Raw genomic sequence first — 23967 nt, 5'->3', positions numbered from 1 at the left:
CGTTTAACGATTTTTAACATACGCTTATTTGAGTAATGAAAAAGTTTCTGATTATAGCGGTAATCCCTTTTATTTTCAAACTTTTTTTTGGCCATAGCTGTTAATTTAACACAGGGGGCTATCAATTAATATGGCCTTGTTTTCATAAACTATAAAAAAAGTCTATGTCACTAACATACCGTTATCAATTTGAAAATAACGAAAGTCCATTTTGGGCTTTTGCAATACATGATGGTCATCACGTCGACGATAATATATTAGTCAATTTTAATATTTCTGAAGAGGAGCGATTACGGGAAGAGGATCCTTACACAGCTATTTTGGCGGAGCTACCTTTCAATAGGTTTGTGTCTGGAACGTCTAGGTTTCAATTGGACTTGAACCGAAAGCGAGAAGATGCTATTTATCTTAAACCTGAGCAATCGTGGGGCTTGCGTGTTTGGCGAGCAGCATTACTGCAGGGGCAGATAAATGAGTTATATGCGATTTATGACCGTGTGTATGCAGATGTATGTCAGCAGATTCAAAATACTATTAATCGTTATGGTTATTTTGTCATCTATGATATCCATAGCTACAACATGCGTCGCGAGGGACCTAAGGCAATTGTGAACAGTGCTGCCGATCCACAAATCAATTTAGGGACGCAACATAATCACCAAAAATGGAGAGACTTGACTGATCAATTATTAAAAGTATTACAAACTGGAAAAGATGGACAAGTTTACGACGTGCGTGAGAATGTGAAATTTAAAGGTGGTTTTCTTTCTGCGTATTTGAATAATAAGTTCGGCGATAAAGGCTGTATTTTTTCGATCGAATTTAGGAAAGATTTTATGGATGAATGGACGGGGGAAGTTTTTCCACAAAAACTACAGGAGTATAAGCAACTTCTTTTGCAAAGTATAGAAACATTGGAAAATTATTTTGCCTATGAAAGATAATGCGAAACAACTCGCTGGCATTTTAAAAATGATCAAAAATAAGGAAGTTTTTCACGTACAGATTCCGTCTAAGAATAAATTGGTATTCAATCAAGTCGTTCCTTATCTATTTTTATACCGACAGTTTTTGAGTCCAGATCCCATGCTTGCAGAGCTGGTCAAGTCAGAGCCAGCTTATTTTAGAGTAAGAGATCCGCAGATGAATGTTTCTGAATGGATTGCCCCTATACTAAACAGACTTGTAGAGGAGTTTGGTGCTTGTCTGATCATTGAAGCCTGGGCATCAGATCCTGGGCAGGAAGAGGATATTCTAATCCATATTGCCCGTAAAAACGTGCAGTCTATTGCTCAATATTTAGGAAAGCAACTGACCACTGAAGAGTCGATTTCCAAAGTAGAAATACTTACGGATTCAAAAACGAATGCAACGCAGAGTCTGTCACCGTCAAGTATTCAATTGGATAATCTGAACACAAATATATTTTACATGGGGCTTGAGGTAAAACCGAAGTATCTACTAGGAGTAGATCAGCAAATTTTACCGATTGATCTTCGCCATTTTCGTGAAGCCATATCTAGGAGCTTGTCTAAAACATTCTTTGAATTCATTCGTATTCACACATTATCGAAACCTACTGCGTTTAAAATCAGCCAGCCAAAAAAAATGCTTCCTTTAGCATGGGAAATTGATCAGAAATTGGCTCGAGAGAGCCAAAGATTTGATTTTTTGCTGTTGATTACTCCCACAAATTCTTACGATGCTTGGCAACAGTTTAAGAAAGGTAATTATCGAAAAACACCTGTGTTTCATTATAGACCCATGCCTATCGATCCAGATATTATCAAAAGGAATCTTTATAATTTGCATATAGAGGATTTATTTGATCCCTCCATGGCATACTTATTTCGTGATAAACGAAAGGAGCTCGACCAGATGATGACAATGCTGAGTGAACGTGGAAAAGAGGGATTTTTGCTAGGAAGTATGCAAGTGTTTGGTACAGTTAATGAGAAATTATTGGAAAAAGCACAAGCAATCCTAACGATTACCACTACTGATCGAGAAGTGAGGACAAAAGAGGAAGATATTGTTTACGCCGAGGAATTCGCCAAGCTGGCCCAGGAGGAATTGGATTATTTGAAAAGCCAAGATCCAAACTTTGGAACGACAGTAAGACTTCGCGATGACATCTACGGCGTGATGGTCAACCAAGGCGTGCTCAATATAAGCAAGCAGTACAGTTTACCGCGCAATAGGGTAAAGGCACTCATACAGCATGAAGTTGGTACACATATCGTCACTTACTATAATGGAAAACAGCAGCCTTTCAGCCTTTTTAGGTTAGGAGTTCCTGGTTATGAAAAACTTCAGGAAGGTCTCGCTGTACTCGCCGAATATTTGGTCGGAGGGCTGACCAATAATAGATTGCGTATTCTAGCGGGAAGAGTTATTGCTGTGCATCATATGCAGCAAGGTAATTCATTTATTGATACGTTCTCACTTTTAGTAGACAAGTATCAATTTTTGCACGAAACTGCTTTCCAAATGACAATGCGAGTCTATAGAAGTGGTGGAATTACAAAAGATGCATTGTACTTGAGTGGCTTAATAGAATTGACCAATTATATCAAAAGCGGAAGGGAACTTGCACTTTTAACTATGGGCAAAATTCGTGAAGATTATATACCAATTGTCGAAGAGCTCACTTTAAAGGGGGTCTTGAAGTCTCCAATTTTAACCCCAAGATACTTAATGGCGCCCTATAAGGATGCCTTGTTAAATCTCAAAAAGAATAATGGAATATTCCAAATGATTCAATAATCGAATTTTGTATATGAAAATAGCATTCGTGATCAACCAAACCCACAAAGAAACTGCTCGTTTTACGACTACTCTTTTGGCATTGAAGGCCCATCAAATGGGACATGAAGTTTATTATATTGGCCTGGCCGATTTTTACTATGAGTCGGCATATATTGCTGCCCATGTGCGAAAAGTAATGCCTGATCAGATGCTGACATCGGCTGACCGTTTCATGGAGGTATTACGAGAAACGGAAAAAACTAAAGTGTCGTTGGAGGAGATGGACGTGGTTTGGCTGCGATTTGATCCAGTATTGGATATGGTAAGCAGACCTTGGGCGGGGGCTTCCGCATTGCAATTTGCATCTTTCCTAAAAGCGAAAGGAGTATTGGTCATTAACGATCCAGATAGCCTTGGTAGAGCCAGTAATAAGTTGTATTTAGAAGAGTTTGATGAATCTATTCGACCTAAAACTATTGTAACGCGAAACTATGCGGATGTGGTACGATTTTTTGAACAACAGAACAGCCTAATTATTTTAAAACCTTTAAAGGGTTCGGGGGGCAAAAACGTGTTTTTGATCAATAAAGACAACCAGCAAAATCTAAAACAGACCGTAGAGGCTATTGCGCGAGATGGTTATGTAATTGGTCAAGAATACCTGCCGGAAGCTGCGCGTGGTGATATAAGGTTCTTTTTGCTCAACGGAGAGCCTATTTTAATCAACGGTAAATATGCTGCTGTTCATCGGGTACAACAGGGCGATGAGATCCGGAGTAATGTACATCAAGGTGCAAAGACCCAAGGTGCCGTTATTTCAGCGGAATTATTGGGGATGGTTGACAAAATAAAAGACAAATTGATCCAGGATGGAATGTATTTTGTTGGTCTGGATGTGGTTGGTAATCGTATTATGGAAATTAACGTATTTAGCCCAGGTGCGTTATGTCAGGCGGAAGAAATTTTAAAGGAGGATTTTTCAGGGTTTATTATTAATAAACTGGAGGAAAAGCTTGCCTTCAGCAAAAAACTATCACTTAAATAAATTGGTTGTATGAGCAGCCCGGGGGAGTACTGTAAGATAGATTTGAGATAATTATGGATTTGAGATGAATAACCTTGATTAATTTATTTTTATTTTTGAAAAAAGAAAAATATGCTGATTATAGAATCTCCATCCGACGATGCCTATTTTAACATCGCTTCCGAAGAATATTTATTGGGTAAATATCCCAAAGAAGATATCTTTCTACTCTATATAAATGCTCCCTCAATTATTATAGGTAAGTTCCAAAATACACTGGCTGAAATAAATCTTGATTACGTTAATGACAATAATATTAAGGTTGTTAGAAGAATGTCAGGTGGAGGTGCTGTTTATCATGACGCTGGAAATCTTAATTTTTCGTTTCATACGTTATTGGGGAATCATGATTTTATGGATTTTTCAACCTTTACCCAACCAATTATTTCGCTACTGAATCAATTGCATATACCCGCAAAATTGGAAGGAAGAAATGACCTCCTGGTTGACGGGAAAAAATTTAGCGGAAATGCTAAAATGGCGAAGAATGGCAAAATGATTCAACATGGCACAATATTGATCGATTCTCAGATGCAAATCCTTAGCGATGCTTTGAAGGTCAATCCATTGAAATTTGTAGATAAAGCAGTAAAATCAAATCGTGCTCGAGTGACTAATTTAATTGGATATTTACCAAATGGTTTTACGACAGCTCATTTTAAAGAATTGCTCATTAAAGAAATAAAACGGGAAAACCCTGAAGCTAAAATTAGCACCCTTTCTCCATTGGATATCGAAAATATCCAAAAACTGGTCAAAGAAAAATACGAGACATGGGATTGGAATTTTGGTTTTTCGCCAAATTACAATTTTAAAAAAGCAATTAAAGTAGCTGCTGGCTTTATTGAATTACACTTGGATGTACAAAAAGGATATATTGAACGCGCTAAAATTTTCGGAGATTTTTTTGCTTCCAAATCGATTCATGATATCGAAATTCTATTGGTTGGAAAAAAACATGAATTGGAGGAGATTGATTTTTTACTGCGGTCGATTGATCTGACGGATTATTTTGGTAAAGTCGATGTGGCTGAAATTCTCACTTTGTTTAAATAGAAAATGTTGTACTGCCCTGCAAGGGTTTAATAAGAAAAATATGCCTTGGAACCTGAATAGCTATTATCAGTTTAAAGATATTCGTTTTAAACCATTTTATGACTTAGCCGAACTTATTGTTGGAGATAACGTGCTGGATGCTGTAGATTTAGGCTGCGGTACCGGCGAACAGACTGCTATACTAAGTGAAAAATTTACCAATATAAATTTCCTTGGGCTGGATTCTTCAGCAGAAATGCTGTCTCATAGCTATTATCTCCAAACCGAACATTTGAAATTTAGACAAAGTACAGTCGAAAAATTTGTTGCTGAGCCAAGTACATGGGACCTTATTTTTAGCAATGCTGCCTTGCAATGGGTGGATGATCACAGGGTTCTTTTTCCTCAGCTTATTTCCAAATTAAAACTAGGAGGGCAATTAGCGGTACAAATGCCTTATCAGCCAGAAAATATCTTAAATAAGATTTTATTTGAACTGGGGAATGAGGAACCTTTTCGTACATATTTAAATGATTGGAATAGACCTTCTCCAGTATTGGATATCGATACTTATGCAAAGATGCTGTTTGAAAATGGTTTGGATCAATTGGATCTTTCGCTCCGGGTCTATCCTTTGCTTGCGGCTGATGCAGATACGCTCTATAATTTTATTGCAGGTTCAGCTTTGATTCCCTATTTTGAACGATTGGAGCAGGCTAAAAAGGTGGAATTTGTTGATGAGTTTAAAACTCGTATCAATAAACATTTCTCAAAATTTCCTAACATATATCCTTTTAAACGCATATTATTGTATGGACGTAAAAATAAATCTATTAATAGCCAATAAGATCTGACCAATCTGCATGTGCAATGTTAGCAAGGTCGACCGGATTTAATACCATCTGAAGACCTCTTTTTCCGGCGCTTACTGCAATAAGGGTTTCTAGTTGAGCAGCTTCCTCTATAAACGTTGGAAATTGTTTTTTCATTCCGATGGGCGAGCAGCCGCCACGAATGTAACCGGTGACTGTTAGGAGATCCTTCATTGGAAGCATCTCACAGTTTTTATTGCCCGATGCTTTCGCAAGTTTTTTTAAATCAAGATGCGCGTTGCCAGGGATGACAGCGACAATATAAGCGTCTTTGTTTCCTTTTAGCACTAAGGTCTTGTATAATGTTTCGAGCGGTAAACCTAATGTTTCCGCAACGTGTTCAGCACTGACATCCTGTTCATCAACTTCGTATTCTCGTAGTTCATAGCGTATTCCTGCGGTCTCTAGCAGGCGAACGGCATTTGTTTTACTGGACATACACTAGCGCTGTCTTTTCGTGTTGAAATAATTTGTAATGGTCTCTAACGGAAATGTGTTCAAGCAGTTAACCGCTTGAATCCCTCCTTTTTGAGCGACTAGCACGCCATATTGCATATCGCGTAGCCCTTCAGTGCGATGGGCATCTGGATTCACGGATAGCAATACTCCCTTTTCTACGGCATAACGGTGCCATCTCCAGTCAAGATCCAGGCGTAAAGGATTGGCATTGATCTCAATGACAACTCCATTTGTAGCACATGCATCGATGACTTTTTTAAAATCTAATGGATAGCCGGCTCTGCTTAACAATAGCCTTCCAGTAGGATGTCCCAATATGGTTGTATAAGGATTTTCTATTGCTTTAATTAACCTAGCGGTTGCTTTTTCTTCATCCATCTTTAGATTGGAGTGAACGGAAGCAACAACAAAGTCGAATTTCGCCAATATCTCATCCGGATAGTCCAATGAACCATCACCTAAAATATCAGATTCAATCCCGCGAAAGATCTGGAACGGCGCTAATTTTTCATTCAAAAAAGCGATTTCCCGCCATTGTTCTTCTAATCTTTCGATGGAAAGTCCATTCGCATAAACTGCCGTTTTCGAGTGATCACAAATTCCGAGGTATTCGAGACCCAATACGTCTTTACAATGCAATGCCATTTGTTCAAGACTATGCACACCATCGCTATAAGTTGAGTGATTATGGAGTGTACCTTTGATATCCTGGTATTGGATTAGCTTAGGTAGCGTGTGGTTTTGGGCCTGTTCTATTTCATTTAATCCTTCACGCAATTCGGGTTCGATATAATCCATGCCCAAGTTGCGGTAAATCGCTTCTTCACTGGAAAGTGAAGGAAGATCAGGTAGGATATTAAAGAGCAGCTCAAGGTGTGCAGTGGATCCGGTGCTAAGGGTCAGGTCACGATAAAAATCATTGATATTGGTGTTGAAAACTTTGAACGTGAAGCCTAATTCATCGGTCAGCTCAATGGAGTTTTCTGTTCTTTCCACTAAAATATACCCTTCTAGGTATTTGATTACACTGTCTATACTTTCAGATATTAAAAGATCGACTGTACTTAATACTTCGCACTTTCTTCTGAAATCGCCCGTAAAAGATAAAAGAGAAGAAGGGAAATGTATTTTTAGATTATTGAAAAATTTCTCCGCGAGCGGAAGCACTTTTGCATATAAAAACCAACCTTTATTTGAGATTGAAAATTCAATGGATTTTTTTATATCTTCCTGTGTTTTGAGTCCAAATCCTTTTGCTTCGACGAGGCGATTTTCGTTACAGGCATAAAGTAGCTCACCGATACTTTCGATCTCTAGTTCCTTCCAGATAATTTGAATCTTCTTAGGACCCAATCCTTTAATATTTAACATTTCAACAACACCGGAGGGCGTCTTTTCACTGAGTTCGCTAAGTTCCTTAAAAGTTCCCGTAACAGCGACCTCCTTAGCTTTTTCAGCAATACTCTTTCCGATTCCCGGATGTGCGCTTAATTCTTCAAGACTTGCCTCTAATATGCTAAAAGGCAACTTATCCAATTTAAATGACGCACTCGCTATGGACTTTGTCCGAAAAGGATTTTCATTGTGTAGCTCCATCAATTGGCTGCATAATTTGAAAATTTTTGAGATCGCTTTATTGTCCATTGTATGCTGAATTGTTAAGCTGCAAATATCTTAAATTTTACCACAAATTAATAATTCCGATACAGATAATACGACATTGACTATTTTATACTATTTCCGAAAATCAACAACAATATGACAAATGCAGGGGTGCTTAACCAAACATTTTAGCTATTTTTGCCGTTTTTTGGGGTTAAAATTAGGGTCTCTTAAAGACTTCACTATAAAAATAGCCCTATCAAACCAGAAACAACATGATAGCAGACATTAGTGACAAAGACATCAGTAGTCTTTATAAGACGGGTATTATTCAACAGACAGCTTATTGGTCTGCGGTAAAAAAAATGCAAGGAATACAGTCCAAAGCATTTAATTTCAAATCTAAACACTCCGATTTATATGTCGGAGTACAAGACGATACCTATTTTATCGGAGATCTATTGGTTATCCTACAAGCTGTAGATCAAGAGCATAGCATTGCCTACGTACCCTATGGGCCTGAGATTGAACCATCGGATGAAAACCAGGGATTCTTTTTAGAACAGTTATCAGAGAGTTTACGTTCCCATCTCCCACCAAATTGTATCATGATTCGTTATGATCTCTCCTGGGAATCGCACTGGGCCAAAGAAGAGGATTGTTACGATCTCCATGGTAACTGGCTGGGAGTACCAGAGAAACGTATTCAGGAGATGCGTTTTAACTTTAATACCGAAAACTGGAATTTTCATAAAGCAAATACCGATATCCTTCCTTCCAATACTATTTTTATGGATCTTCGAAATGAAGAGAATTTATTGCTTGGAAATATGAAGTCTAAGACGAGATATAATATTAATCTTGCCGAGCGAAAAGGCGTACGCGTCCGTTCATTGGGAATGGAAAGTCTTGAAATTTGGTACGAACTTTATAGACAGACAGCACTTCGAAATAACTTTTTTTTACATGATATCAATTATTTTAAGATTGTTCTTTCTGCAAGGGCAAATGATACATTATCGCCCGCTGATGTGTATCTTTTAGTGGCGGAAGTAGATAATCAGCCCTTAGCAGCTATGTTTTTGGTGATTGCAGCAAATCGGGGTACTTACCTTTATGGAGCCTCTGCGTCCGAGAATCGTAATTATATGGCAACATATGCTCTGCAATGGCGTGCAATACAGCTTGCGAAAGAAAAGGGTTGTACAGAATATGATTTCTTTGGTGTCTCTCCACAGGCAGATCCTTCACATCCTCTGTATGGGCTTTATCGTTTCAAAACAGGATTTGGTGGAAAGATTTATCACCGTATGGGATGTTGGGATTATCCGTTGGACAATAGAAAATATCAATATTATGCTTCAATGGAGTTTAAAAACCAAAGTTATCATTTGAGCTAACAATTAGAAGACTTCACCTAAGGTGAGTCGGACACCGCGGTGGTTCTTACTAATTCCATAATCGATGCCGATGTTGGTGCCTGAATTTTTGTTAAACTTAATTCGCGCACCAGCCCCGGTACCGATATTCCAATCTTCAAACATGGCATTCTTTGGCCCGTTTAAAGTGGTAAAATTCATAAACGCTACAAATCCAAATAAGCCATCTCTCGTAATATCACGACGATATTCCGTTTCTAGATAATAAAGCGATTTACCCCGAAAGCGACTTACAGGAAACCCCCTTCCAGAACTATTATAGGGATCCCAACCTAAATTAGGAAGATCGAGATAAGGGGCTTTTCTGTTAAATACAGTCCAGAAGAAGCTCCTTACCGCAATCATATTCTGTCGATTTCGGTCTTGGGTAAGCCTATGGTATCGTCTGACTTCAAAAAATAGCGATTTCCAATTTTGATCACTACCTAAAAACGTCGGATTGACTCGAAACTGCAGGTTGGCATAGTTCCCCGACCAGGTGTTGATCGAATTGGCGCGTGTATCGTAAATTAAATTGAAGCTGACTCCGGAAGATGTGGTATTATCTCTTAAATCTGTTCCATAAGGATAAGAAGTGTAGTCTTCGAGTTTGGTATCGCTCGTAGACTTAATGTTCATTCGGTAATCCAAGTCATATCCGATACCCATAAACAGTCCGCCGTGAATTCTTTTTAATGCGTGTTGATATAAACGAAAATAGGTGTAATCTAAATTAATCTGTTGGTCACCTTGGTGCTCTTTACCTATTCCCCAAGTTTCGTGCGGATATTTTAAGAGACGTATATCGCCGTCGATTACCCATGAATTCTCCTTTAACCAAATATAGGATCGGATTGGAAGGCCAAATCTTTTACCAAAATTTGTATATGGAGTAAATGTCATTTTAGACATATAGGTGTTAGACCGATCACCCAGATAAAATCCTGCTGTCGTACTGGTAATTAAAGCATGCCCTCCGCCAGGAACATTTGTCGAAAATGGCAAAAAGGAAAAATAGACTTTCTTTCCTGTACTTTTTACCTTTTGCGGCGGCCTGATGTTTAATATTTCTTTCCCAATATCAATTAAGTCACGTTGTTTGCTTGTGTCAGCCAGATGTTTGGTGGTTTCTATTTCATTTGCAGGGCGCTGAGCATATATAAATTTCTCGCTGCAAAGCAATAAAATCAAGAGAAGGGGCAGCCTAAAGTCAAAAAGATATTCGTTATTGTTGTGTGTCATGAACGCATGCAATCTAATAGGAAAAAAACAGAATAACAATATTCAAACCAATAATTTATTCATTCTGTCACGTTTTGGTTATACAAAGAACAGATCGAAAATTTCACTCGCCTAGAAAATTAGATCACTTACCGATTTTAATACAAGGTTAATCTAAATGTAATTATATCAATAGATGACTTGTCTTAACTTTGAAACAGAAAATAAATAAATAAAAAGTGCGCAACAAATTTATATAGTAAGCGACAATACGATAGAAAAAATATACTAATACATTATAAAATTTAAAAAAATATGAAAAATCTAGTAAAAACATTTGTAGCAGCGGCAATGATAGCAGTCTCTACCTGCTCAATGGCTTCAGTTAAACCTGAAGAACGCAATCTAGTAACCGCTGATTTGGCCATCGATGAATACGTTGGGGCAATGACCGAAGGTCAAGTAACGAATTTAGAGAAACTTTTCACAGCTGATTTTAACCAAAAAATTTGTGGTAAGCAAGATTTGAAACATAGTCGTCTTGAGATCATTGAGTTTTTGAAAAAACAAAAAGGGATCAAATTGAACTGCAGAACAACAACACAGATTGTTGAAGAATTACCCGATTACGCAATCGCGAAAGTTACCATGCAATTCGACGATTTCGCTAAAACAGATTTAATCACCCTGGTCAAAGAAAATGGAACCTGGAAAATTTCAAAATCTGTAAATTCTTACAAATAGAACTGTGTCTTAAAATGTGCTTTAAAAAATAAAAAAAGGGTACTTATATCAAGTACCCTTTTCTGTGGAGCATATCAGGATCGAACTGATCACCTCTTCACTGCCAGCGAAGCGCTCTAGCCAAATGAGCTAATGCCCCTGCTTCTATTTGGTGTCGCTAATATAGCACTTTTTTGGATAAACATAGTCCTTTTTTTACTTTTATGCTGTTTTTTTCTACGCTGTTATCACGTTGTTTTTTTAAAATCCAATTGTACATTAAGCGAAGATTTTAATTTGCCCCGTCGAATACTTTGCAAAGTCTCTTATTATACTGTAAACAAGTAAGTTTGCTGAAGATATCTTATTACCAATAGCCTGCTCCGATTGTCCGCAGTGAAGATCGATTACCGAAGCTCCAAAAATGTATTACCTTTTTTCTATTAGAAGCATTTCTGTTCGTTTTATTTGGCCTTTATCTCTCCAGGCATCGTGTCCGGGAATAACCATGTTAATTTGTGGGTATTTTGTCATCAGCCTTGCTAAGGATGGTTTCCATGATTTTATGTCCCCGTCTGCCGTGAATCCTAGGTCGCGGGCTTCAGCGCTTTTTATAAAACAGCCGCCGTCCAGAATCTTATATTTGGGAAACCAGATAACCACATTGTCCATGGAGTGTCCGGCACCAAAAAAGTTCACTACAAAAGACTGACCACCGATTGTGTAGATTTTATCGATGTCGACAAGATGGGCTGCTTGTGCTTTGTGATTTGCCTTTAATAGATCATTCGTCATTTTTGTTGCGTAGGTGGGAATTCCAATACGGTTGTAATAGGCAAAACCACCTGCACGATCTTCATGCCAATGTGTTGCGTAAATAGCAATAACGGGTAAATTATGTTTTTGGTTAATACTGTCCAATAAAGGTTGATATTGTGTAGAATCCCATGGAGTGTCGAAAAGGATAACACCCTTTTTTGTGATTAAGTATACAGCATTAGCTGCATATTTGTTGCCTTCAAAGGTATTAAAGGTTGTGTAAAGATATAAATTCGAATTGATTTTCTCTATTAGGAGAGGTTTATCCTGCGCATGTATAGATGGGGAAAGAAATAGAAATCCAGTACTCAAACAAAAACTAACAAGGAGCACACGGATATTAGCCGAAAGAATTGAATTCATATTTTTAATGTTGTTTTATTAACGTTGGGACGAAATGATTATTGCTTCTTCAACGTTTGATTAAAATGTTTTTATGTGGATTGAATAAGATCTCCGCGATAAGGAGTGAATGAATCGATCAGTTCTCCTTCCTCAAGACATTCGCATCCATGAACCAATTGCGAATAAATGATGCAAGAATCACCTGCGTTTAGGATGCGGTCAACCCCATTAATATGGTATCTGAATTTTCCAGCACTGACATAAGAAATTTGTGTCTGTGGATGTTGATGAAGTATACCGATGGCCCCCTTTTTAAATCGGACTTTCATCAGCATAAGCTCCTCATTGAAAACGAGTATCTTTCGCATAACTCCTTCGCCTAAGTCTGTCCATTGCTGATCGTTGTCGTGTAGGAATATTTCGTTCATCTAATTGTTGTTTTTATGAATGCTTTGAGCGTAAAATGCTTTGTTTTTCAATTATAGTAAATAAATATGAATTTGTGACCTACATATGAATTGCGCGCAATGGTATTTGATTAAAGATGGATAGAATTTGTGTTCAAATGATTCAAATAAGGGAAAAAACAGTTATTTTGCGTTGGTGCAATTTGGATATCCAAGTATGAATTATTTCGACGAACTTATCACTTTACTACGTGAAGAACAACAATTTGACAGATTACAGCACGAGACTTTGTTATTGAAAAGTAGCTTAAATGAACGACGGATGCAAGGTGTTACCTGGTTTCCGGTTCAAATAATCGATATGGAGCTTGGAAGAGGGGATTATTTATCTGTTAGTTTAAACAGGACCAACCATTATGACATCGATCACAAATTTCGTTTCGGTATGCCAGTATCCTTATTTTCGAATCACAACCCCGAGCATGACCGAATAGATGGTATCATATCCTCAATAAATAGAGAGGGGATGCGAATCTCCTTTCGTGTAGATGAATTGCCTGAATGGAGCAGGAAAGGAAAGCTTGGTATTGATTTATTATTTGATGAGTATTCTTATCGTGAAATGTTCAATGCGTTGCAGAAAGGTCGGGAATTGAGCCAAGATACGAAGCAGGGAGGTTTCGTACGAAAGTTAATCGGAGCAGAATTGATTCCAATTAAATCCAATGAAGCGTTCTTTGCCCATCCTAACTTGAATGTGAGTCAAAATAAGGCAGTCCAGCAGATATTGGAAGCAGATACGCTAGCACTTTTGCACGGCCCGCCGGGGACAGGAAAGACAACAACATTGATACAGGCCGTGAAGGCATTATTAAAACAACACAGCAAACAGCTATTGGTTGTTGCAGCTAGCAACACGGCGGTTGACTTGTTGACGGAACGTTTGGACGCTGCTGGAGTTACGGTAGTAAGAATAGGCAACCCTGTAAAGGTTTCTGAGCATCTCCAGGAATTGACACTGCATGCAAAGATTGATAGTCATGCCGCAAATAAGGATATTAAAACACTTCAAAAACAAGTCCGTGCCTATACAGAGATGGCTCAAAAGTATAAACGGAATTTTGGAAAGACGGAACGAGAACAAAGAAAAGCATTGTTTGATGAAGCTTACCGGATCAGGAGGGAGGTCGATCAGATTCAAGATTTTATCACCACAGATGTTTTGAACAAAGCAGAAGTCATCACTGCAACTTTGGTCGGTGCGAATCACGAGGTTATCCGAAATCGTATTTATGAAACAGTCATTATAGATGAGGCTGCGCAGGCACTGGAACCTGCTTGCTGGATCCCGATATTAAAAGCACATCGACTTGTTCTGGCAGGTGATCACAATCAATTGCCGCCCACAGTAAAATCTTGTAAACTATCTCGTGATGGTTTGAGCCACACATTATTCGAAAAGCTAGTGGAACGTAATCCACAATTAGTTTCTTTGCTGGATATACAATATCGAATGAACGAGAAAATTATGCAATACCCTTCCATGGCTTTATATAATGGTTTATTGAGGGCCGATAGCGCAGTCGCACATTGGAGCTTAGAAGAAGATTCTGAGCCGGTGGTATTTATTGATACAGCGGGAGCAGGGTTTGAAGAAACGGAAATCGACGGCGCAATCTTCAATGTAGGGGAAGCCCATTTTCTAGCTGCTCATCTGAGCGTTCATATGGGGTCGTGGACAGCTTCCTTGATAAATAACGGGTTTTTGAGTGTTGGGGTAATTGCACCTTACCGCAAACAGGTCTCTTTACTGCATGAAGTATTTAAGGAGGATGAGAGAATGAAACCTTTCGTTGATTTCATTAAAATACAGACAATCGATAGTTTTCAGGGCCAGGAGAAAGATGTTATCTATATTAGTTTGACGCGAAGCAATGCCCAGCAGCAGATTGGTTTTTTGTCTGATGTGCGTCGGATGAATGTTGCAATGACTAGGGCGAAGAAGAAACTGGTGGTAATAGGGGACAGTGCCACAATTGGTTCACATCCTTTCTATCGTGAATTTATCGCCTACACCGAAGCGATTGGACATTACCACAGTGTTTGGGAATGGGATATTTCAGCGATATAACGCATGAAGCCACTTTCTAAAAAGTGGCTTCATGCAATTTACTTGACCTCGCTAAAAACGGTTGATTTAGTTAGCACAGCCCTTGATTAAGAAGTGAACTTCATCCAATCTGTGTTATCGTCATAGTTCAACAGGGGTTCCGCATTATTATTATTTGATAATTGGCCTACAAACATATAAATATCCATGCTAACATGCTGACGTGTTATTTCTGTCATCTTATCATTGAAACCTGCATTGTTAATCTGTAAAACATATTGAAAACAAATGACGCGGGCGATTATCTTTCCAAGGGTCACCAGTTCACGCTGTTTTGCCTGGAGGGGGAAATCAAAATTTAAAATTGATGAGAAAAATGGTGCCGCGAATTCAGTTCCGCTATATTTTTTTAAGAAAGACAATAAATTACTTTCTTTAGTTTTACGCATAAGTTTACCTATGGCTTCGGCGACTTGCGAATAAAGCATCTCATTTGATCCTTCAAAGATTTGGAAAGGTCTGCTGTCAATGAGGCCACGGCCTGCAACATGGTCCAATCTGTAACCATTTGCGCCTGATAATTGCACACAAATTTGTGCAGCTTCATGCATTAAGTCTGTCACAAACGCTTTCACACTATTGGCATCTACACCATGAGCGGAAAGGTCGTTATTGATGGAACTGATCGATACGCTATATGAACACATTGCCGAACACAATGTAAAGGCCGCCTGTATGCGCGACAACTGAAACTTAACTGAGTCTAATTCATTTAAACTAATACCCGCGACGCGACGTTCTGAACAATGCTTCATGGCTTCATCCAACATGCGTTTTATAAAGCCCATACCCATGCCTGGGAATTGCAGTCTGCTGCGGTGAAGCGTATCTAGCATCAATTTAATCCCTGTGCTCTCAGGATTTAGTTTGTGATTCGTAGGAACATTGATGTCGATGTCATTAACACCGTAGGGGATTGCGTATAGGCCAAGGCTATTGTATTTTTTTGTGACCACTATCTTTTGTTCTTCCGCAGCATTCTCCGTTACAAAAAAATCTATATCCCTTACCAGTTCTCCTTTTTCATTTTTCTTACGTGCAGTCACGAGCCAAAAATCTGCCGCACCAGTAAGACCCTGCCAGTGTTTTTCACCCTTTATAAAATACTTATCATCCTTTTGTTGATAAGATGTTCGCATATTGAGGGCGTCACTGCCGTAAGCTTGTTCGGTAATCATTAGTCCTCCCATGGCTTGATTTTCCAAAAATTGATGGAAAACCTTCTCCTGAAGTAATGTGTCGCCATATTTAGCGAAAGGCTCCAAAAATAAAGCAATGTTAATACCGAAGATCAGAGATAGCGACAATGACTCATAAGAAGCGGCTGCAAGCACACCCAGACATTCTTTTACATGAAGGCCTCGACCACCGTGATGTTCGGGGATAGCAACCGATAAGGGCTGCATTTTCATGATTTCAGCCAAAAACTCAGGCGGTAGCCCGCGCGTTAGACTGATCGAGTTGTAATCATATTCTTTATGGAATAAGCTTGATAGCCTCGTTTTGAAATCCGCAATAAACAAATCGAAATCTTGGGTTATATTGTTGTGTTCTGAAACCTTAAGCATCTTTAAAATATAAAATCAAATGATGGACCAATGTCGATCGAAACAAAAAGAAGAAAGAGTATCTACTGAACTAAACTTCTCTTTTGCTGCAATCACTCACACAAAATTAACTGCAATCAATTTGATTCGCTTGTGTACTTGCGTATAAAAGATAGGACAAATCGTGCATATTGAAAATCTAAGTCGCTCTGTTTCGATAAGAAGTAGGAGAAACACCAACAATTTTTTTGAAAAGGCGTGAGAAATAAGAAGGATCAGAAAAATCCAATTCATAACAGATATCCGCAATGCTTTTGGTGGATTCAAATAATAAAAATTGACTGTGCATAATCAGCACTTCAAGAATGAGTTCTTTGGAAGATTTTTTGAAAACCGAAAATACACAGCGATTAAGGTAGTTTGTAGATACTGCGAGTTTGTCCGCATAAAATGCGATACTTTTTTGCTTTTTGAAATTTTTGTGTACAAGTTGTTTGAACATCATTGCAATTTCCTGCCTCCGATTGAGCGCTTGATTAGAGGAAGAAAGTTTGATGATTTTTAGAATTGCCGATTTTAATAAATTTTCAAACAATTCTTTATAAGGTAATTCTGAAAGCAGTTCGTTATACAGCAGTCTAAAAAGTTCCTGTAGATCGAAACTATCTTGTACTGTTAAATTAAGTAATGGTGAAATATTAAAGATATTCAAAATCTCCTGTTCCCTGAAAATGGAAGTCATCGCATTGTCGTTAATCAAAACGCAATGTCCTTTCGCAGATTTATCAACAGACTTTATAGTTGAGATATTGCCGTAATTGCTAATAAGAATTGCGGGAGCCTGTACAACATATTCTTTGGCGCCGATCTGATGTTTAAAATATCCTTCGGTAATATGAACAAGGAGGTTGTAACCCAAGAAAATAGGTGGCGTTGGAAATTTAATATAAGGTGCAATTTCACTTAGCTGAAATATCTTGATCGGTGATTGTTGATAGCGGAGATGCTCCAGACTACCAGTCATAAAACGATCTACAAATTCACCTGCATTTATCTGTTTTTCCATGATCAATTTATATAAAATTTAGCGCACCACGGTTTTGAAATATTACTCATTGCCTCATTTAGAAGTGGTGTCTAAATAATATTCCAAAGGTAGTGGGATAAAAATTATTTTCTTAAAATTTTTTCCATGGGTTTACCTTTAGCTAATTCATCAATTAATTTATCGAGATAACGAACTTTTTGAACCAATGGGTCTTCAATCTCTTCAATCCGATAGCCACAGATGACACCCTTAATCTTCGATAAATTCGGGTTTAAACATGGCGCATGTTCAAAGAAGTGTTCAAAGTCAGTTTTATCCGCAATTAGCCGCTTTATCGATACAGGATTATAACCGGTTAACCAAAATATAATTTCGTCGACCTCCTCTTTGGTGCGTCCTTTTCTTTCAGCCTTTTGTATATAAAGCGGATATACGCCGGCAAATGTCATGCGATATATTCTTGTATTATCCATTTTTTATAAGTTGATATTATTAAAGGTATTCATTTTAAATAAAATAAAAGGATTGAAGATTACTGAAGCAAATTTTAAAGCTAAATAATTTTTCCAGTGGTCTTTTTAATAGCGAGCAATCGATTTGGTCGGTGCAAAACACCATGATTGAAAGCGCTTTCAGTTTCTTTTAATATTTTTGATGCTTTATATTTTTTACTCGGAAATAATAAAGATAGTCGAAGAAGTAATGTTGGAGGTCTATGTAAAACATGGCCTTTTAGATCTCTTGTCGAATAAATTTGAGTATGTATATCGTAATTTTATATACTATAATTCTATCTTTATGGCGGTAAAAAATGGATAAATGGATTTAAGATATATTCGTAATAGCATACATATCACGGAAGAGGAACAGCAGCTTATCAAAAACTTTCCAGTGTTAATAGCAGGATGCGGAATAGGAAGTTACATCGCGGAATGCTTGTTACGAATGGGATTCGAAAATTTAACAATCGCTGATGGTGATGTTGTCGAATTGAATAACCTAAATCGACAAAATTATATCAACAGCGACATCGGTATAAAAAAGGTAATTGCATTAAAGAATCGTTTGCAGGCAATTAATCCAGAAGCTAAAATTAGTGTTTTTCCTGAATTTATTAATCAGGATAATTTGTATGGTATCGGTCTCAATCATAAGGTAGCGATAAATGCGTTGGATTTCTCCTCGAATATTCCCTTTATTTTTGACCAATATATGTCTGAAAGAGAGATACCCGTTGTGCATCCTTACAATTTAGGCTGGGCGGGGTTTTTAACTGTACTTCCGCCTAATGGTCTTAACCTAGCGTCATTAAAAAGGGCACACCAAACATTTGAGTTAAACGTTGGTGAATTTATCGTAGACAGTTTAAAAGCAAGACGTATAGAGACAAGTTGGTTAGAAGAATTTTTGAAAGAATATGGAAAAATAGCCTTAATATCCCCCCCGCCGCAGTTATCATTAGGTTTATATATCTTATCGGGGATGGTTACTCATATCATTTTCAATTTTGCAACGCGAAAATCTGTAAAATACTTTCCAGAATTTTACTATTTATCGATGATTGAATAACTATTATTTAGTACAAAAATAGTAGATAGTATTACACTTTCGCGTATTATTGACTTCGCTGCACAATGTTATAAGGAAAGTCCTTATTTTTATTGCTCTTGAATACCATCTACATGAATTGGGCATCTGATAATTATTATTTCACTAAACTTAAAAAGAACGAGCTTTTTGAACTTATTCATTTTTATTTAAGGACTACAGCTGAATATTTTAATCTGAATGATTCGCTTAATGAAGAATACACATATCATTACAAGAATTTGTTGGGGGAGGATTTGAGTTTTTTTGACAGTTCAATTTATTATGTGCTCCGTGACAGAGAAAAACACAATATTGTTGCATCCATACGCATAACCTACTGGGATAGAGAAACGATATTACCTATTCAAAAGTTATTTTCAGTGACTAAAGAAGACCTTTTGTCGCAAAATGTAAAACATTATTGGCATATCGGCCGTTTTATTATTTCAAAAAGGATTGAGTGCAAGAGGATTAGTATTTTAAAGAAAATGCTCTTTGATGCATTCTTCCCGCCTTATTTTCTAGAACAAGGCCTAATAATTGCTGAGTGTGACAAAAGATTGGCTAACACCTTATTAAAGCTTGGTGTGCAATCTCATGAGCTTGGAAGTCCAATTACGTATCTGTATTCAGAGACCTTGCCTATTTATATTAGAACCGAATGGCTTGATTTTTTTATTCAAAAAAATAACGCTGCGCAATATTCTATAAATAATAGTGAAGATTCAATTCGTTTCGCTTTAAAAGCAAAACAAATGTTTTTTTTTGATAACTAATGTGACAGTAACAATCTCGTTTGCTAGAATAGCGATAATTCGATCGCCAGTGCTGTCGCCTCGGTAATGCTCTTCACCTTTAGTTTTGAGAATATTTGCTTTTTGTGAAATTTAATGGTATCTATAGAGACGTACAATTTAGCTGCAATTTGTTCCATTGTAAATCCTTGTACTGAAAAAAGAAGGATGTCTTTCTCACGTGGCTTTAGTTTGATGTGTGGGGACTCTACCCAAAGATCAGTCTCTAAATTATATTCAAACTGTTTACCGGCGTTGTCCGACTTAAACTTAATATTTCCGGCACTGGCATGTGAGGATATAGAAACTACACAAAGTGCTATCCAAGGGTTGGAAAATTTGTCCAATAGAATAGGTTTCAGTTTATGATTGATAAGAAGGGGCTTTCCATTCGACTGTTTAAGATGAAAATCATAGGATATTGAATGCGTTAATTTATCTTCGGTAGGTAAGTTTTCGAAAAATTCGAAACCGACTTCGTTGATTTTTTTTAACAACTGCAAATCTTCCTCTGGAACATTATCCAAGTAATGCTGATAACCATTTCTTTTAACTTCGGAAGAAGAATTTCCACATAAAAATATCGGATTATCAGAAACGAATATAAAACTCTTTTTAGAATAGTCGATTAAATATATACTTTGATAAGTTAATTTGCTTAGTGATTCCGCAAAATTAATGTAAGCATCAACGATCTCATAATCATCCTTTGTAAAATCATCCTTAACATGTACCGGCTTAAAAAAATCTTCAATCTCAACTTTCATAGTGTAAATTACAAATAGGATTTACTTTTGTATCTAAATAATACTCAGAATAAATTTCACGTTAAATTATATCGCAAATATAATCATTTAAATAAACTGTCTAAATAAGCTCTTTGTTTAATTTAAGGATCATTCAAGGTTTTTTAACTGAAATGATCCATAGATTTTAATGCTTTTTTGGTTATACTATATTTTAGTTGTCAAGATCTACACAAATGTGTAGAATATTTGCAATATTATAAATTTAATAGTTTTACTCCTTATCTTTGCTCGATTAGCAATTAAATTATATAAATATAATCCATTCAAATCAATTTCCCAATAATAATTTTTATATAATTAAGATATTTGACAATGTTTAGCGCAAATATGATAACAGATCTTTCTCTCTTAGTTCATTCGTAACGATAGATGATAATTTTATCTTAGATGAATCAAAATCTTTTCTCTCCCTATGCTCAGTTGAGGCAAACATCATGTTTGAGATAGCATATTGGAAGTAATGATAGCCTAACAGCGTGAATACCCTTAAGTATGCTAATGAATCGTATAGATTACCACATGTTGGCTGAAAAGCTGTTCATGGATATTTCATGGCGCAACCAATTAACAGTTGGCATTATTTCAATAAGCAAATACCTTTCAATGGCGAGTGCAGATTGACTTAATTGTGTGGAGGCTGATAGCGGTATAACCCTCTATTTGTTAAAGTTTAGTTAAACCATGGCAACCAGATAACAAACTATTATGTATGGCGTTATAATAGTAGTTTCATAATTTAGGTTAATAATTGGTTAGTTAGTAAAAACCTGAAGTTCCCCGCTTCAGGTTTTTTATTGTTATTGACGGGAATGAATAGCTTTGCTTGATGTTTTTATTTTAATCATGCTAAAACCTATTAACAAACGTAAAATCATCGATATAACGGTCATTAAGATTTGTAAATCTTTCTGATTATCTGTAGTATTGTAGGTACACGCTAAAATGCGCGGCCTATGGTGTTTGCTTCAACGAAAGCGATTTGCAAAGCCGTCTATCAAGATTATATGATCAAATTTATTCATTTTTTATTTTTAGGATTATTCCTATGGCAGCATGTTTCTGCCCAAAAACTTCCTGTACACTATGTAAACCCGTTTATAGGTACCAGCAATTATGGAACTACTAATCCCGGAGCTCAGGTGCCCAACGGTTTGATGAATGTTTCCCCTTTTAATGTAATGGGATCATCCCTTAACACATTTGATAAGGATGAAAGATGGTGGTCTACTCCCTATGAACATAGTAATAGTTATTTTACAGGTTTTTCACATGTCAATTTAAGTGGAGTAGGGTGCCCAGATATGGGAAGTTTGTTGTTAATGCCAACCTCAGGAAAACTGGAGGTTGATTATCATCAATATGGTAGTACCTATATGGAGGAGGTTGCCCATCCAGGCTATTACAGCAACGTATTGAAGAAATATGGCATTAAAACGGAAGTTTCAGCAACAACCCGTGTAGGTGTTTCTAAATTTACTTTTCCAAAAGGACAGGCTAATATCCTGCTTAATTTGGGCGAAGGTTTAACAAATGAAACGGGAGCAACGGTTCGTTATGTGAGTGATACTGAAATAGAAGGGTCTAAGTTGTTGGGTTCTTTTTGTTATAGTAATAATCAGGCTGTTTACCCAATTTTCTTTGTCATGCGTGTCAATAAAAAGCCCGCGAAAAGAGGTTACTGGAAATTTCAGCGTGCGGGAGAAAAATGGGAAAATGACTGGAATAAGGATGCTGGAAAATATAAAATTTTCACAGACTATACAGATCAGCTTTCTGGAGATGATCTTGGTGCATTTTTTAGCTTTGATGTGCAAGAGAATGAAAGTTTAGAAGTTCAGCTTGCCGTGTCGTTTGTGAGCGTCGATAATGCCCGTAAAAATCTGGAAGCTGAGCAGGCTGATTTCGAATTTGAGAAAACGCATCAGCAGGCTTCTTTGCAATGGAATAATGCCTTGTCGAAGATACAGGTAGAGGGTGGAACGGAAGATCAGAAAACAGTATTCTATACAGCACTATACCATGCCATGATTCATCCTAATGTTTTACAGGATGTGAATGGCGAGTATCCCGCCATGGAAAGCAGGAAGACTCTGGTAGCAGATCATAATCGTTATACGGTGTTTTCACTATGGGATACCTATAGAAATGTACAGCCGCTTATGTCGTTGGTTTATCCGGATAAGCAGGTTGGTATGATACGTTCCATGATCGATATGTATAACGAAAACGGATGGATGCCCAAATGGGAATTGTATAGCCGAGAAAGCTATACGATGGATGGCGATCCCGCAGTTCCTGTGATCGTTGATGCCTGGATGAAAGGTATTCGGGATTTTGATATTAATACAGCTTACGAGGCATTTTTGAAATCTGCCACTACAACTGACTCAACAAATAAAATTAGGCCTGACAATGCGGATTATGTGAAGTATGGGTATGTTCCGTTGCGCGATTCATTTGATAATTCCGTATCTCATGCGATAGAATATTATGTTGCTGATTGGAATTTAGCGCAGTTGGCCGGATCATTGGGGAAAACCAAAGATGCTCAGGTTTTTGCTAAGCGAGCACAAGGATATAAACATTATTATTCTTCGGAGTATGGGACTTTCAGACCTATTCTTCCTAACGGCGAGTTTTTAAGTCCATTTAGCCCATTGATGGGCGCCAATTTTGAACCTAATCATGGTTTCCATGAAGGTAATGCTTGGAACTATAGTTTTGCAATCCCGTTTGATATTCCTGGTTTGGTGAAATTGATGGGCGGAAAGCAAAAATTTGTAGATCGGCTTCAGGCAACGTTCGATAAGGGATATTTTGACGTGACAAACGAACCGGATATGCTGTATCCACACGTGTTCTCAGAAATTAAAGGCGAAGAATGGCGCACCCAAAAGTTAGTTAAAGAAATACTTGAAAAACATTTTACCAATAGCCCCGGCGGTATACCTGGTAATGATGACACCGGTACGATGTCTACATGGGCACTTATGAACATGATCGGGATTTATCCTTTCTGCCCGGGTAGACCAGATTACACCGTTGTAACCCCTGTGTTTGATAAGGTAACTATTCAGCTCGATAAGAAATTCTATCCAAATACCGATAAAGTAACCATAAGACGCCAAAAACAGGGTAGTGGTGAATATATCAAAAAAATAGTTATCGACGGAAAGCCATTCAATGGATTTAAAATCAGTCACCAAACTTTAGTCAATAGCAAGGATATTCTAATAGTTACTGGAAATAGATAGATAAGCCAACTAAATTGAAAAC

20 protein-coding genes and 1 tRNA gene are annotated in these 23967 nt (G+C 37.4%); 11 read left to right on the top strand and 10 right to left on the bottom strand.

The genetic code is table 11. The features are described from left to right. The first annotated feature begins 164 nt into the window (after positions 1-164). From J2X77_RS18890 to J2X77_RS18870, 5 genes are all read left to right on the top strand, one after another. The gene (locus J2X77_RS18890; RefSeq protein ID WP_209575948.1) at positions 165-944 is read left to right on the top strand and encodes an N-formylglutamate amidohydrolase; all 780 of its coding nucleotides are present in this window, start codon (positions 165-167) and stop codon (positions 942-944) included. Beyond that, positions 934-2766, top strand: coding sequence for a tyrosine/phenylalanine carboxypeptidase domain-containing protein (locus tag J2X77_RS18885; protein WP_310082030.1), 1833 nt, complete (start codon positions 934-936; stop codon positions 2764-2766). Before J2X77_RS18890 ends, J2X77_RS18885 begins: the two co-directional genes overlap by 11 nt. 13 nt (positions 2767-2779) lie before the next feature. Further along, positions 2780-3793, top strand: a complete 1014-nt coding sequence (locus J2X77_RS18880) for a glutathione synthase (protein WP_310082029.1) — start codon at positions 2780-2782, stop codon at positions 3791-3793. 111 nt (positions 3794-3904) lie between these two features. Beyond that, positions 3905-4888 (top strand): lipoate--protein ligase, encoded by a 984-nt coding sequence (locus tag J2X77_RS18875; protein WP_209575943.1) that lies wholly within the window; start codon positions 3905-3907, stop codon positions 4886-4888. 40 nt (positions 4889-4928) lie between these two features. Continuing rightward, on the top strand, positions 4929-5714 hold the full coding sequence (locus J2X77_RS18870) for a methyltransferase domain-containing protein (RefSeq protein WP_209575941.1): 786 nt from the start codon (positions 4929-4931) through the stop codon (positions 5712-5714). Here the strand turns inward: J2X77_RS18870 and ybaK are convergent. Next, on the bottom strand, positions 5701-6177 hold the full coding sequence (ybaK, locus tag J2X77_RS18865) for a Cys-tRNA(Pro) deacylase (RefSeq protein ID WP_209575939.1): 477 nt from the start codon (positions 6175-6177) through the stop codon (positions 5701-5703). The genes J2X77_RS18870 and ybaK overlap by 14 nt on opposite strands. Before the next feature lie 3 nt (positions 6178-6180). After that, positions 6181-7842 (bottom strand): DNA polymerase/3'-5' exonuclease PolX, encoded by a 1662-nt coding sequence (locus J2X77_RS18860; protein WP_209575937.1) that lies wholly within the window; start codon positions 7840-7842, stop codon positions 6181-6183. Between the two features lie 233 nt (positions 7843-8075). On the opposite strand from J2X77_RS18860, the gene J2X77_RS18855 reads away from it, so the two are divergent. Beyond that, complete coding sequence (locus J2X77_RS18855) at positions 8076-9200, top strand: peptidoglycan bridge formation glycyltransferase FemA/FemB family protein (RefSeq protein WP_310082025.1); 1125 nt, start codon at positions 8076-8078, stop codon at positions 9198-9200. Positions 9201-9203: 3 nt separating this feature from the next. Here the strand turns inward: J2X77_RS18855 and J2X77_RS18850 are convergent, their stop codons facing one another. Next, complete coding sequence (locus J2X77_RS18850) at positions 9204-10460, bottom strand: hypothetical protein (RefSeq protein WP_310082023.1); 1257 nt, start codon at positions 10458-10460, stop codon at positions 9204-9206. Between the two features lie 294 nt (positions 10461-10754). Here J2X77_RS18850 and J2X77_RS18845 point away from each other — a divergent pair, with 294 nt between their 5' ends. Beyond that, positions 10755-11183: a nuclear transport factor 2 family protein gene (locus J2X77_RS18845; RefSeq protein WP_209575933.1), complete on the top strand. Its 429-nt coding sequence runs from the start codon at positions 10755-10757 to the stop codon at positions 11181-11183. Positions 11184-11248: 65 nt separating this feature from the next. Here J2X77_RS18845 and J2X77_RS18840 read toward each other — a convergent pair. The 3 genes from J2X77_RS18840 to J2X77_RS18830 all read right to left on the bottom strand — a co-directional run bounded on the left by J2X77_RS18840 (position 11249) and on the right by J2X77_RS18830 (position 12754). After that, positions 11249-11322, bottom strand: a tRNA-Ala gene (locus tag J2X77_RS18840). 269 nt (positions 11323-11591) lie between these two features. Beyond that, positions 11592-12344: a BlaB/IND/MUS family subclass B1 metallo-beta-lactamase gene (bla, locus tag J2X77_RS18835; RefSeq protein ID WP_310082021.1), complete on the bottom strand. Its 753-nt coding sequence runs from the start codon at positions 12342-12344 to the stop codon at positions 11592-11594. A 71-nt stretch (positions 12345-12415) separates the two neighbouring features. Then, complete coding sequence (locus J2X77_RS18830) at positions 12416-12754, bottom strand: cupin domain-containing protein (protein ID WP_209575930.1); 339 nt, start codon at positions 12752-12754, stop codon at positions 12416-12418. Between the two features lie 196 nt (positions 12755-12950). Between J2X77_RS18830 and J2X77_RS18825 the strand changes: the two genes are divergently transcribed. Next, positions 12951-14864 (top strand): AAA domain-containing protein, encoded by a 1914-nt coding sequence (locus tag J2X77_RS18825; RefSeq protein ID WP_310082019.1) that lies wholly within the window; start codon positions 12951-12953, stop codon positions 14862-14864. A gap of 86 nt (positions 14865-14950) precedes the next feature. On the opposite strand, the gene J2X77_RS18820 is transcribed toward J2X77_RS18825, so the two are convergent. The 3 genes from J2X77_RS18820 to J2X77_RS18810 form a co-directional block, all read right to left on the bottom strand. Further along, positions 14951-16471, bottom strand: coding sequence for an acyl-CoA dehydrogenase family protein (locus tag J2X77_RS18820; RefSeq protein ID WP_209575926.1), 1521 nt, complete (start codon positions 16469-16471; stop codon positions 14951-14953). A gap of 178 nt (positions 16472-16649) precedes the next feature. Continuing rightward, on the bottom strand, positions 16650-17516 hold the full coding sequence (locus J2X77_RS18815) for an AraC family transcriptional regulator (RefSeq protein ID WP_209575924.1): 867 nt from the start codon (positions 17514-17516) through the stop codon (positions 16650-16652). Between the two features lie 104 nt (positions 17517-17620). Continuing rightward, entirely contained in the window at positions 17621-17971 is a 351-nt protein-coding gene (locus J2X77_RS18810; RefSeq protein WP_209575922.1) for a DUF2200 domain-containing protein, read from the bottom strand. Between the two features lie 346 nt (positions 17972-18317). On the opposite strand from J2X77_RS18810, the gene J2X77_RS18805 reads away from it, so the two are divergent. Next, a complete protein-coding gene (locus J2X77_RS18805; protein WP_209575920.1) occupies positions 18318-19067 on the top strand; it encodes a ThiF family adenylyltransferase in 750 nt (249 codons plus the stop codon). 113 nt (positions 19068-19180) lie between these two features. Further along, positions 19181-19864, top strand: coding sequence for a hypothetical protein (locus tag J2X77_RS18800; protein WP_310082016.1), 684 nt, complete (start codon positions 19181-19183; stop codon positions 19862-19864). A gap of 23 nt (positions 19865-19887) precedes the next feature. On the opposite strand, the gene J2X77_RS18795 is transcribed toward J2X77_RS18800, so the two are convergent. Continuing rightward, positions 19888-20649: a helix-turn-helix transcriptional regulator gene (locus tag J2X77_RS18795; protein ID WP_209575916.1), complete on the bottom strand. Its 762-nt coding sequence runs from the start codon at positions 20647-20649 to the stop codon at positions 19888-19890. 995 nt (positions 20650-21644) lie between these two features. Between J2X77_RS18795 and J2X77_RS18790 the strand changes: the two genes are divergently transcribed. Beyond that, positions 21645-23945, top strand: coding sequence for a GH92 family glycosyl hydrolase (locus tag J2X77_RS18790; protein WP_310082014.1), 2301 nt, complete (start codon positions 21645-21647; stop codon positions 23943-23945). The last annotated feature ends 22 nt before the right edge of the window (positions 23946-23967 follow it).

This window comes from Sphingobacterium sp. 2149 (assembly GCF_031455655.1).
In the GTDB taxonomy this organism is placed as follows: Bacteria; Bacteroidota; Bacteroidia; order Sphingobacteriales; family Sphingobacteriaceae; genus Sphingobacterium.
This window is presented reverse-complemented; position numbering and strand designations above follow the sequence as displayed.

Excerpts from the sequence above, each read along its gene's own strand:
- J2X77_RS18890 (WP_209575948.1), top strand. The coding sequence starts at position 165 with ATGTCACTAACATACCGTTATCAATTTGAAAATAACGAAAGTCCATTT.
- J2X77_RS18885 (WP_310082030.1), top strand. The coding sequence starts at position 934 with ATGAAAGATAATGCGAAACAACTCGCTGGCATTTTAAAAATGATCAAA.
- J2X77_RS18880 (WP_310082029.1), top strand. The coding sequence starts at position 2,780 with ATGAAAATAGCATTCGTGATCAACCAAACCCACAAAGAAACTGCTCGT.
- J2X77_RS18875 (WP_209575943.1), top strand. The coding sequence starts at position 3,905 with ATGCTGATTATAGAATCTCCATCCGACGATGCCTATTTTAACATCGCT.
- J2X77_RS18870 (WP_209575941.1), top strand. The coding sequence starts at position 4,929 with ATGCCTTGGAACCTGAATAGCTATTATCAGTTTAAAGATATTCGTTTT.
- ybaK (WP_209575939.1), bottom strand. The coding sequence starts at position 6,177 with ATGTCCAGTAAAACAAATGCCGTTCGCCTGCTAGAGACCGCAGGAATA.
- J2X77_RS18860 (WP_209575937.1), bottom strand. The coding sequence starts at position 7,842 with ATGGACAATAAAGCGATCTCAAAAATTTTCAAATTATGCAGCCAATTG.
- J2X77_RS18855 (WP_310082025.1), top strand. The coding sequence starts at position 8,076 with ATGATAGCAGACATTAGTGACAAAGACATCAGTAGTCTTTATAAGACG.
- J2X77_RS18850 (WP_310082023.1), bottom strand. The coding sequence starts at position 10,460 with ATGACACACAACAATAACGAATATCTTTTTGACTTTAGGCTGCCCCTT.
- J2X77_RS18845 (WP_209575933.1), top strand. The coding sequence starts at position 10,755 with ATGAAAAATCTAGTAAAAACATTTGTAGCAGCGGCAATGATAGCAGTC.
- bla (WP_310082021.1), bottom strand. The coding sequence starts at position 12,344 with ATGAATTCAATTCTTTCGGCTAATATCCGTGTGCTCCTTGTTAGTTTT.
- J2X77_RS18830 (WP_209575930.1), bottom strand. The coding sequence starts at position 12,754 with ATGAACGAAATATTCCTACACGACAACGATCAGCAATGGACAGACTTA.
- J2X77_RS18825 (WP_310082019.1), top strand. The coding sequence starts at position 12,951 with ATGAATTATTTCGACGAACTTATCACTTTACTACGTGAAGAACAACAA.
- J2X77_RS18820 (WP_209575926.1), bottom strand. The coding sequence starts at position 16,471 with ATGCTTAAGGTTTCAGAACACAACAATATAACCCAAGATTTCGATTTG.
- J2X77_RS18815 (WP_209575924.1), bottom strand. The coding sequence starts at position 17,516 with ATGGAAAAACAGATAAATGCAGGTGAATTTGTAGATCGTTTTATGACT.
- J2X77_RS18810 (WP_209575922.1), bottom strand. The coding sequence starts at position 17,971 with ATGGATAATACAAGAATATATCGCATGACATTTGCCGGCGTATATCCG.
- J2X77_RS18805 (WP_209575920.1), top strand. The coding sequence starts at position 18,318 with ATGGATTTAAGATATATTCGTAATAGCATACATATCACGGAAGAGGAA.
- J2X77_RS18800 (WP_310082016.1), top strand. The coding sequence starts at position 19,181 with ATGAATTGGGCATCTGATAATTATTATTTCACTAAACTTAAAAAGAAC.
- J2X77_RS18795 (WP_209575916.1), bottom strand. The coding sequence starts at position 20,649 with ATGAAAGTTGAGATTGAAGATTTTTTTAAGCCGGTACATGTTAAGGAT.
- J2X77_RS18790 (WP_310082014.1), top strand. The coding sequence starts at position 21,645 with ATGGTGTTTGCTTCAACGAAAGCGATTTGCAAAGCCGTCTATCAAGAT.